At 34.0% G+C, this 10,611-nt stretch carries 12 protein-coding genes and 2 riboswitches; of the genes, 4 read left to right on the forward strand and 8 right to left on the reverse strand.

Features of this window, described 5'->3' with window-relative positions; genetic code table 11:
* The 7 genes from ACTHW2_RS06710 to ACTHW2_RS06740 all read right to left on the reverse strand — a co-directional run.
* A partial coding sequence (locus ACTHW2_RS06710) for a DUF6038 family protein (RefSeq protein WP_442263203.1) occupies nucleotides 1-139 on the reverse strand: 139 nt, incomplete at its 3' end.
* Between the two features lie 200 nt (nucleotides 140-339).
* A complete protein-coding gene (locus ACTHW2_RS06715; RefSeq protein ID WP_442263202.1) occupies nucleotides 340-1,920 on the reverse strand; it encodes a hypothetical protein in 1,581 nt (526 codons plus the stop codon).
* 16 nt (nucleotides 1,921-1,936) lie between these two features.
* Nucleotides 1,937-2,086, reverse strand: a complete 150-nt coding sequence (locus tag ACTHW2_RS06720) for a hypothetical protein (protein WP_442263204.1) — start codon at nucleotides 2,084-2,086, stop codon at nucleotides 1,937-1,939.
* Between the two features lie 79 nt (nucleotides 2,087-2,165).
* Entirely contained in the window at nucleotides 2,166-3,170 is a 1,005-nt protein-coding gene (locus ACTHW2_RS06725; RefSeq protein WP_069854480.1) for a HesA/MoeB/ThiF family protein, read from the reverse strand.
* Complete coding sequence (locus tag ACTHW2_RS06730; protein WP_069854479.1) at nucleotides 3,170-3,937, reverse strand: thiazole synthase; 768 nt, start codon at nucleotides 3,935-3,937, stop codon at nucleotides 3,170-3,172. Before ACTHW2_RS06730 ends, ACTHW2_RS06725 begins: the two co-directional genes overlap by 1 nt.
* Before the next feature lies 1 nt (nucleotide 3,938).
* A complete protein-coding gene (gene thiS, locus ACTHW2_RS06735) occupies nucleotides 3,939-4,139 on the reverse strand; it encodes a sulfur carrier protein ThiS (RefSeq protein ID WP_069854478.1) in 201 nt (66 codons plus the stop codon).
* Between the two features lie 97 nt (nucleotides 4,140-4,236).
* On the reverse strand, nucleotides 4,237-4,827 hold the full coding sequence (locus ACTHW2_RS06740; protein ID WP_081329740.1) for a thiamine phosphate synthase: 591 nt from the start codon (nucleotides 4,825-4,827) through the stop codon (nucleotides 4,237-4,239).
* Nucleotides 4,828-4,898: 71 nt separating this feature from the next.
* Nucleotides 4,899-5,008, reverse strand: a riboswitch (TPP riboswitch).
* A gap of 235 nt (nucleotides 5,009-5,243) precedes the next feature.
* Nucleotides 5,244-5,346: riboswitch (TPP riboswitch) on the forward strand.
* Between the two features lie 105 nt (nucleotides 5,347-5,451).
* On the opposite strand from ACTHW2_RS06740, the gene ACTHW2_RS06745 reads away from it, so the two are divergent.
* The 3 genes from ACTHW2_RS06745 (at nucleotide 5,452) to ACTHW2_RS06755 (ending at nucleotide 7,936) form a co-directional block, all read left to right on the forward strand.
* Complete coding sequence (locus ACTHW2_RS06745; RefSeq protein WP_069854476.1) at nucleotides 5,452-6,201, forward strand: 3-oxoacyl-ACP reductase; 750 nt, start codon at nucleotides 5,452-5,454, stop codon at nucleotides 6,199-6,201.
* Nucleotides 6,202-6,213: 12 nt separating this feature from the next.
* Nucleotides 6,214-7,521, forward strand: coding sequence for an NtaA/DmoA family FMN-dependent monooxygenase (locus tag ACTHW2_RS06750; RefSeq protein ID WP_069854475.1), 1,308 nt, complete (start codon nucleotides 6,214-6,216; stop codon nucleotides 7,519-7,521).
* 139 nt (nucleotides 7,522-7,660) lie between these two features.
* A complete protein-coding gene (locus ACTHW2_RS06755; RefSeq protein ID WP_069854474.1) occupies nucleotides 7,661-7,936 on the forward strand; it encodes a hypothetical protein in 276 nt (91 codons plus the stop codon).
* A 318-nt stretch (nucleotides 7,937-8,254) separates the two neighbouring features.
* Here the strand turns inward: ACTHW2_RS06755 and ACTHW2_RS06760 are convergent, their stop codons facing one another.
* Nucleotides 8,255-8,473, reverse strand: coding sequence for an NAD(P)-dependent oxidoreductase (locus tag ACTHW2_RS06760; RefSeq protein ID WP_369477398.1), 219 nt, complete (start codon nucleotides 8,471-8,473; stop codon nucleotides 8,255-8,257).
* Nucleotides 8,474-8,641: 168 nt separating this feature from the next.
* Between ACTHW2_RS06760 and ACTHW2_RS06765 the strand changes: the two genes are divergently transcribed.
* Nucleotides 8,642-10,447, forward strand: coding sequence for a M3 family oligoendopeptidase (locus tag ACTHW2_RS06765; protein ID WP_069855783.1), 1,806 nt, complete (start codon nucleotides 8,642-8,644; stop codon nucleotides 10,445-10,447).
* The last annotated feature ends 164 nt before the right edge of the window (nucleotides 10,448-10,611 follow it).

Raw genomic sequence — 10,611 nt, forward strand, 5'->3', positions numbered from 1 at the left:
TGTGAAAGTTTTTCATATCAATTTTAAAAAGCTTAGCAATGGTTTCCATTCTTTTATTAAACATATGTGGTGTGAGCTCTAATTCTATGCGGATATCTTCTTTTGAATATAATTCTTTTATAATATTATCTGATAACATTAAAAGAAATCTCCTTTCTTTAACCAATATTTATTTTTTAATTATAATAATTTTTGATACAGATAATAAATTGGATAGTTTTTAAAAACTCCTAGTTCTTCTTCACTTAGATTTTCAAAATATATCATTGCTTCTGTTTTACTGCCAAATATTATACTTAAATGTAGTGAAGCGTCATCACTGCTTATTGATTTTAATTTTTACTTTAACTCTACAAGCAATTTTTCAAGATCACTTTCTAACCTTTCGTCTTTTCTTATTTTTACTTGTGCTAAGTTTATCTTTGTTATAAATGTGCTATCAATATCTTTTATATCAATATTACTTAATATAAATTCTGCAATATTTAAAAAGCCTAGTTCTTTCGTTATATCATATGATTTTATTAACTCTAAACAAAAATTATTGATATAATTCCATTTTTGAATTGAAATATTTGAAAAATCTTCAGTTTTTAAATATTTCTCAATTAATTGAAAATCAAAATTTATTGTATTAATCATAAAACTCGTATTAAAAGAATAAATTGCTAACATTGTTTCATTATCAACGACTAATTCTACTCGTTCAAGAAAATTATCAGAGAAGACATTATATATTACGTTATTATATTTCCATAAAATAAAATTGTTATTACCAAATAAAATTTTGTAGAATTTATCTTTTTTCATATTATATGCATTGAATTCTTTGTTTTTAATAATTTTTATAATTCCAACCATTTCACCGAGTTGTTTTTCAATATTATCATCATTAATGATTGTGCTTTTTTTAATTAGATTATCAGTTTCCACTGTTACTTGCTTAAATTCTGTTAATATACTTATGATCCTATCAACACTTTTATCTAATTTAAACTTATCTAATATAACTTGAACATCTTCAAATATAAATTCTCCTCCATTACTAAGTGCCTTGACTAAATTTAAAATCTCTAGATATCTGTCAATATTTTTTATTGGTAATAAAGAGTATTTTGCCTTTTTACTTTCATTGTATTTAGTCAAATAGAAGCTTTCATCTATAATTATTGATGTATATGTGGACGTAACATCAAATCTTATATTACCTTCATATATCACTTTTCCCTCTGAACAAATACTTCCTTTTTGTAATTTAGAAAATTTCTCTGGCCGTAATATCTCATCCGGTACTGTAACTTTAATATCTGAATCATTAATATGGATAAAACTATAAAAGTCATTTAAAGGAAATCCATTTTTATCTGTCACTATATTTTCGGGTGATGTAATTGTCATTTTTTGATTTCTTTTTTTATTAATAGAAAACTCAATAGGGTTAGCTTGCTTCTTGCTTTGTTTTAAATATTGAATACAATTATCATAAAAATCTTTATAAGAAGTAATTTCATACATTTCAATTGTCACTGATTTTGATTTCGATTTTAGTTTATATTTTAGATACATAGGAAGTAATTGACGACCATAAACTTGACTCTCACCATTTTCATTAATTAAAACTACAAAATAGTAGCATCCTCCATCTTTTAAATACATTTCCAAATCTCTTTTATTAACTTTATTTTGTTTAAATAAACTAGGTTGCTTCTTTTTTGCTTTCTTCCCTTTTATTTGAACAGGTATATTACCTAAATAATCATCTTTAGTCTGACTGATTGAATCATAAATTTTTAGATGTCCATCATAACCTGGTTCCTTATCTTCATTAGCAATATAGCTTTTAATTTTAGAAGTATGAAGGCAATAATTTTTAACAGCATCAGTAGCAAAGTTCTCTATCATATAACTATTCATTTCCATCTCAAATCACCTCAAATTATATTTTGTACAGTCTATTTTTAATGTTTAAAGTATGCATAATTTCTCTTGTACTATATCCTTTAAGTTTCATTTCTACTACTTTATATTTTGTTTCAACTGAATATGCCACTCTTTTCATAGAAAAAACACCTCCGTATAAATTCATTTTAATATGAATTCAACGAAAGTGTTTTTATTTTACTCCCACATCCTGGGGTTAGTGCAAGATAGTTCACACTATATTTTTATACAGGATATTCACTCAGTTTCTCAATCATTTCATGATATAAAGCATTTGCTTCTTCTTTTCGAGAGATGCCATGAACATTCATTCTGCCATCTTTAAATAAGGTCAGCTTATATTTTTTATAAGTCAATAACTTAACAAATGCACTTGCCCTGATAGTTTTACCGGGCAGCTCCTGATTGAAAACCGATTCGTCGAACCTGAGTGTATATACACTTCCGCAATTAGATTGTACAGTGGCCAGCATATTTTTATTCAACTGTTCATATACCCGATTCTTACAGACCACACAGTCTTCATTCTTTAATTCATCTATATTTATCGTTTGAAAGCCGATTTTAAAAGTATCTACAGTAATGAGCTGCTTGGAAAAACCTTTTCCTGATAAATAACGAATGACTTCAGAAACTTCCATACTGGCAATGAGGGAAATTACAGGAGGAAGTACACCGTTGATTGCACAGCTTTCCCCCGTCGATGGCAGAGTTTCCATCAAACACTTTAAACAAGGTCCTTTAAAATCAATCCCATACACACTTCCCTTACTGCCTACAGCGGCACCATATACCCAGGGGATATCAAGCTTATGACAGGCTTCATTAATCAGAAAGCGTATTTCAAAATGATCCATACTGTCAATTACAATATCCGGCTGATACTTTCTTAAGATTGCGGAGATGTTACTGGAATTTATTTCTGCATTGATCGGTACAATCTCAACATTACGGTTTATCTGACACAATTTTTCTTTGGCAGCATTAACTTTCAGCGTCATATCTTCTGCATCTTTTTCAGTATATAAAGCCTGACGATGCAGGTTGGTCATTTCAACAATATCCATATCGATGATGATGAGTTTACCTGCACCCATACGCACAAGCATTTCAGAAACGTGTGTTCCAAGTGCACCGGCGCCCATCACCATCAGTGTGGCTGACATCAGATTTTTTTGACTATTCTCTCCAAAGTCATTAAATTTCATTTGCCTGTCGTATCTTTCCATTAAAGAAACTCCAGTCCTTCAGCAGGACTTGAGGCCTGTGCAGAATACCTAACCGGAATACGTCCTGCATCATAACCCAGCACCCCTGCATCAATTGAAAGCTTCATCGCTTCTGCCATTTTGACCGGGTCTTTGGCATTCGATACAGCGGTGTTTAATAATACCGCATCTGCGCCCAGCTCCATAGCATAGCACGCATCTTTTGGTGAACCGATTCCTGCATCCACAATAACAGGGATGCTGGATTGTTCTACAATATATCTTAAATTCAATGGATTATTAATACCGCGTCCCGTACCTATAGGAGAAGCGAGCGGCATAATTGCATGAACACCGAGTCTTTCGAGTCTTTTTGCAAGCACGACATCGTTTGAAATATATGGACAGACTGTATAACCTTTGTCCAGCAGTATTTGACACGCTTCGTATGTCGCAATTGGGTCAGGCAGTAATGTCTTATCATCACCAATAATCTCAACTTTAATCATGTCACAGACGCCCGCATGTCTTGCGATTTCTGCGATGCGTACAGTTTCTTCCACTGTTTTCGCCCCTGCTGTATTCGGAAATGTCGTGTATTTTCTTAAATCAATATTTGCCAGCGGGTTGGGCAGGTCTTTATCAAATAAGTTCATACGTCTGACAGCGAAAGTCAGCACTTCTGTACCTGACGCTTCAATTGCTGCGCCCTGTATTTTCTCATCTGAGAACTTTCCAGTACCTAAAAATAGCCTTGAGTTAAATTTTAAATCCCCAATTTCTAACATATTATCCGCCTCCTACAAATTCTAATAATTCAAGTCGATCATTATTTTTCACTGCTTGTTGTTTAAATACACTTTTTTTAATCAATTCCCCATTGTGTTCCACTACAATACGATTATCATCTACATCCAGGTGGTCCAGCAGGGTAGCTAAGGTAATATCCTTTTCAAAATAATGGAGTTCTCCGTTAACGGTGCACTGCATATTGTTTCATCCTTTCAAGTGAGAGTTTTTTTTAAGTACTGCGACAGCTGGGAAATGTATTAACCACGTTATAATGTCTAAGCAATGGAGCATTTGCTTACATCAAATTTAATATTTGCCATTCTTCTTTTAATCTGGTGATTTGATTGGGTGATGCATCCATAAGTGCAGAAATTGCCGAGATACCACTGAAACCTGCCGGCAATTGATTGATAGTTGTTGAATTGATACCTCCAAGTGCAACGACAGGAATATCATAAGACAGTGCATCACGTACTTCTTGATGTGTACGCGGCGGCAAAGATTTCTTTGAACTCGATTCAAATATATGGCCGTATAATACAAAGTCGAGATGATTGTCCTGTGCTTTCTTGACAGATTCAGGTGAATGAGCAGACATGCTGACTGAAATATCCGGATGTTCTTTTTTATACGTTAATGCAGTTGGATCGTTTTCTCTAAAGTGGATGGCAGTTAAACGAAAAGATTCCAGCAATTTAGTCGAAGTATGAATGATGATTTTTTCTTTGGGAAAACCTGAATGAATAAGCTGACAAAGGAACGATGATAACTCGTTGTCGGACATGGGTGTACGAAGTAAAAGATAATCGATACAGGATGAAATCGTATTGAAATGAATAATATCCTTGGAAATTAATATCTTAAAATATGTAATTGCAATAAGCATTATGTCACCCCTTAACATAAAAAAAGCGCTGTTTTTCTATATAGAAAAACAGCGCAAGTATGTATCAAAACATATTACTTTCGCCACTTTCCTACGCCAGTATGAACTGTATCAGGTTCCCGGAATCCCAAAGTCTACACTTTAATCTCAGCCTTTTTCAAAGACACTTCCAGTGGTCTTAACTATTTAATTTTTCCAATCAATAACCTCAAGTTACTCTAAAAAGTTAAATATTGCAAATAAAATTAGATTTTAATTATGCTGATAACTACCTTTTAACATTCACTCAATCATATAAAAACTAGAAAGCAGTACAGTTACAGAATTGAATTTGAATTGCGTTTTTTCCAATTCAAATAATTTGTGGTTTACTTGACGTATCTTTGTAAAGTACTACAATGATGTTAAATAGAATAGATTCGCACTAGGGGTGTTTATATAAACTTAGATGAGGGAAACCTCAGACCCTTTGAACCTGATCTAGTTAAAACTAGCGTAGGAAAGTGTTACATCGATACAGTTGTATATCTATGTCTTTGTGGACATATAATTTACTCTCGATACGTAACTTTCCTATGAAGGTTGCGTATTTTTTTATTTTAAAAAATTATAGGAGTGATTTATTTGACAAGAACAGTTTTAGTAACGGGAAGCGGAAGAGGACTTGGTAGCTATATCGTAAAAGCACTGAGTGAAAAAGGCTTTAATGTCATAATTAACTACAACAAAAGTAAGGAAGAAGCAGAGAAGTTACAAAAAGAAATTGGCGCACAAGCGATTGCGATTCAAGCGGACATTACAGACCGTGAAGCAGTTGAACAATTAGTAAAAAAAGGAACTGAACATTTCGGCCAGATTGATGTTGTTGTAAACAATGCACTCGTTAATTTTAAATTTGATCCAACCGCTCAAAAAGCATTTAAAGATTTAACTTACAAGGATTATGAACAACAGTTAGACGGGACACTAAAAGCTGCATTTAACGTATCACAAAGTGTAATGCCACAGTTTTTAGAACGTAAAGACGGTGCAATAATTAGTATTGGAACGAATCTATATCAAAATCCTGTAGTACCATATCACGAGTACACCACTGCAAAAGCTGCTTTAATTGGGTTCACCAGAAACGTTGCAGCAGAACTTGGACAGTATGGTATCCGTGCAAATGTTGTTTCTGGCGGTTTACTGAAAACAACAGACGCAAGTGCAGTCACAACACCAGAAGTATTTGATTTAATCGCACAGTCCACACCATTGAGAAAAGTAACAACACCACAAGACGTTGCTAATATGGTTGTTTATCTTTGTTCTGAGGCAGCAGATGGGATTACAGGGCAAAACATCACGGTAGACGGCGGACTTACTATGAACTAGGAGGTATATATTATGAATAATTCTAAACAGTTAAATATGGGAATTTTAATGTATGGTGTGGGTCATCATCAGGCAGCATGGTTAGAAGATGATTCGAGTGTCAATGAATTCACGACAATTGAATATTATGAAAATCTGGCAAAAATTGCAGAACGCGGAAAATTTGATGCCGTATTTTTCGCAGATTCACAAGCCTTCCCCGCAGATAGTCCAACAGAATTACCAGCGAGTTATTTTGACCCAATTGTTGCATTAACTGCTATGAGTAAAGTCACAGATAACGTTGGACTTGTTTCAACTATTTCAGGTACATTTAATAACCCATTTACCACAGCAAGACAGTTACTCACACTGCAACACATAACAAAAGGACGCATGGGATGGAATCTAGTGACATCAATGACCGACCGCGAAGCACAAAATCACAGTATACCTGAATTGCCTGAGAGAGCCGTTCGTTATAAGAAAGCGGATGAATTTGCTGAAGTCATGAATAAATTATTTGAATCGTGGTCAATTGAAAGCTACAAGCCAGATAAAGAAAATAACACAATTACTAAAAATAAGAATATTCAGCCATTCAATCACAATGGTGAAAACTTCCAAGTTAAAGGTCCGCTAACTTTACCTTTAAGAAAAGAGGGTAAGCCAGTGGCTATGCAAGCTGGGGCTTCAAAAGAAGGTGTTGCACTTGCTGCGAAATATGCTGATGCTGTCTATTCAGTTTCTTGGAACTTAAGACAAGCAAATATTTATCGTGAAAAATTAAATCAAGCCATAAAAGAAAGCCGTCGTCCAGACAACTATATCAAAGTATTTCCGGGGCTAGTGACTTACGTGGGTAAAACAAGAGAAGAAGCGCAAGAAAAGAAAGCAAAATTAGACAACCTACTTCCAATTGATACTGCACTTAATCAGCTCGAATTCTTTATTCAGCAAGATACAAAATCATGGAAACTCGACGAAAAAGTACCAAAATTGCCACCAGTCGAAGAATTCAAAGGACCTGTTGGACGTTATCAAACTGTTTTAGAAATTATAAAAGACAGAAATCCCACAGTCAGAGAACTACTCGGTTATCTCAACGCTGGAGGTGGACATTTAACACTCATTGGCACACCTGAAGAAATTGTCGATGAATTAGAAAGATGGATGAATGAAGGTGCCGCAGATGGATTTAACTTGATGCCTCCAACACTCCCGGGAAGTCTTGAAGACTTTGTCGACTTAGTCATTCCGGAAATGCAAAAACGCGGCATTTTTAGAAGAGATTATAACGGTGAAACGTTTAGAGAAATGCTGGAACTCGATAAGTATTAAGCTGCATAATCCCTAGGTACACCTCAATTTTACGTTGTGTTTTTATATTGAGGCTGGGACATAAATATCTCCAGAAAAAATAATAACTTTTGAGAACTTATGTCCCCGAGCTCCAAGAGCGAAGGTTATAAGGGCTGAATTGCTTATTGATATCCCGGTAAAAGAGGATAAAGTCAAAACTCACAAAAAAACATTAACAGCTGAGACTCAGGTTTTCGTTTATATAAATCATTTTGCGGCAGACAGAGAAAATTTAATTATTCATTCCAATGTCAAAAAAGAAATCAGGGTTCAGAAAGTGAATAATTATATAATAGTATATTTGTTAATAGGTATAGCTTTCGGCCTTTTAGAAGTTTATTTTGTTAAAAACAAACAGATGAATAAATGGATTTACCAAGCATTATTTTGCTAGCTTCTACAGCTCTATCTATACCATTTAGTGTCACTCACTTTTGGTGCTAGTTTAATCCTATTTCAAGTTGTAGTACTTATGGGATTATATATAGAGGATTTGATAAATAAAAATAGATAAAGTAATAAGATGGAATTTAAAGACTTATAATTCGAGAAATTTCATTGTATCTTGATACTTAACTCACCGTTCTAACAATTTAGCGCGGTGAGTTTATAACAAGTTTTCTTGTCATAATCAAATCTAGTTCCTGGATCACTTATGATACACTTCTAGTTATCCTCCAAACTAGTGAATTAACAAATTATACAGGTTGAATTAATATAAAGTAAGTTTGTCTATATTATATTTGACTATAAACGTAAAACATTTTCCAATATATAGCGTTAAGACTACATTCTCCATGCCAATTAAATTACGATTCATCTTTGACTCTTCATGGACATCAATCGCAGAACTTTTAATTTTCCTCTTTTTAAGCACTTCAACAAGAGTCATCTCATCTGCAATCCTAACTCTTGCTGTGTTAATTAAAATCGCTTTTTCTCATTAGTTTAAATTCTACAAATATTTCTCTTATTTTTATCGTTAGCATAGGTGAATGCTCGGACTATTAATGTATATCAGCGTGATTAATGTTTCTCTACATTCATTTCCTGTATGATAAAAATAAATACCGTTTTAATTTAGAGAGGAAGGTAATTGATGAACTACAAAGAAAAATGGGATATGGAGAGTATATTTCCTGGTGGAAGTGGATCTGAAGCTTTCCAAAAACGATTATCAGAAGTAAGAGATAGTATTACAGCTTTTTCTCACGAACTCGATAATTGGGAGCTGGACGAACATTCAAATGATTTTACGTCACTGAAAGGAATCTTACAAAACTATGAAAAAATTTCAAACGCGCTTGGTGAGATGGGGAGTTTTGCGAATGGTTTAGTATCTGCAGATGTTACCGATCAAAAAGCAATGCAGAATTTAAATGCGGTTGCGAACTTACGTAAAGACCTCTCATCACAGAATATTATTTTAAATAAAAAGATCAGTGCACTGACTGAAGATCAATTTAGCAAGCTGTTAGAGGAAGATTTCTTTAAACCAATGCGTTTCCCGTTAGAAGAAATACGACAAAAAGAAAAAGATTTACTGTCAACTCAAGAAGAAACAATCATCAATCATTTATCACTAGACGGCTTACAGGGCTGGAATAATATGTACAACCAACTCGTCGCTTCTATTCAAATTCCAGTAACTGAAGATAATGAAACCGTTTATTATTCAGCCGGTCAATTTGAAAACAAGATGAAGTCAGAAGAAAATCCAAAACATCGTGAAAAACTTTTAAAAACTTGGGAAGAAACATGGAAGAAAAAAGCTGATTTATTCTCTACAACGCTGAATCATTTATCAGGATTCCGTTTAAACGACTATGAGCTTCACGACTATAAAGATTATATGAAAGTACCACTAGACTACAACCGTATGGAAGAAGAAACACTCGATACGATGTGGGATACTATTACAAAGAATAAAGCACCTTTCAAAAAGTACTTTGAACGAAAGGCGCAACTAATTGGTGTTGATCAATTAGGATGGCTCGATGTTACAGCAAGTGTTGACGTAGGTGATTATACGAACAAGCGGTATACTTACAATGAAGCAGCAACGTTTATTATCGATAACTTTAAATCATTCAGTCCAAAAATGGCAGAGATGGCACATCGAGCTTTTGAAGAGCAGTGGATTGAAGCGGAAGATCGTCCAGGAAAACGTCCAGGTGGATACTGTTCAAATCTTCCTGAATCTAAACAGTCACGTATTTTTATGACGTTTTCCGGTAGCACAAGCAACGTGTCAACACTCGCACATGAACTCGGACACGCATTCCATAGTTATGTCCTGCGTGATTTACCACTATTTAACCAACGTTACGCAATGAACGTTGCAGAAACAGCTTCTACATTTGCAGAACTTGTCGTTTCAAATGCAACGATTGAAAATGCAACGTCCAATGCAGAAAAAATCAACTTACTAGATGAAAAAATTGCTAGAAGTGCGACTTTTATGATGAATATCCATGCACGCTATATCTTTGAACGCAATTTATATGATGAACGCCAACAAGGAACTGTAGACAGCAACAGACTGCAAGAACTGATGGAAGAAGCACAAAAAGAAGCCTATCAAGATGCACTTCGTTCATACCATCCAATGTTCTGGGCAACAAAGTTACATTTTCATATTACAGGCGTACCATTCTATAACTTCCCTTACACATTTGGATACTTTTTCAGCTTAGGTATATACAACCGTTTCTTAGAAGACGATACGTTACTTGAAGATGACTATATTGCACTTCTTCGCGATACTGCGAGCATGACTACAGAAGACCTTGCTGAAAAGCACTTAAATGTTGACCTGAGAAAACCAGACTTCTGGCAAGAAGCACTGGATTCAGTGCATAAAGATATTGAAGAATTTTTAGAACTAACAGAATCACATGTTTAATTTATAAATGATAAGCCCATCTATAAGCTGACACCATGAATTTAAAAAAATAATTTTAGATGACTTCTAAGGTTTGAGTTCGGTAGAATACCGAGCTCAAACCTTATATATATCATGATAATATTATTAAATAGTTATATTTTATCTATTTATGATAATTTTCT

The organism is Tissierella sp. (genome assembly GCF_052089545.1).
In the GTDB taxonomy this organism is placed as follows: Bacteria; Bacillota; Clostridia; order Tissierellales; family Tissierellaceae; genus Tissierella_A.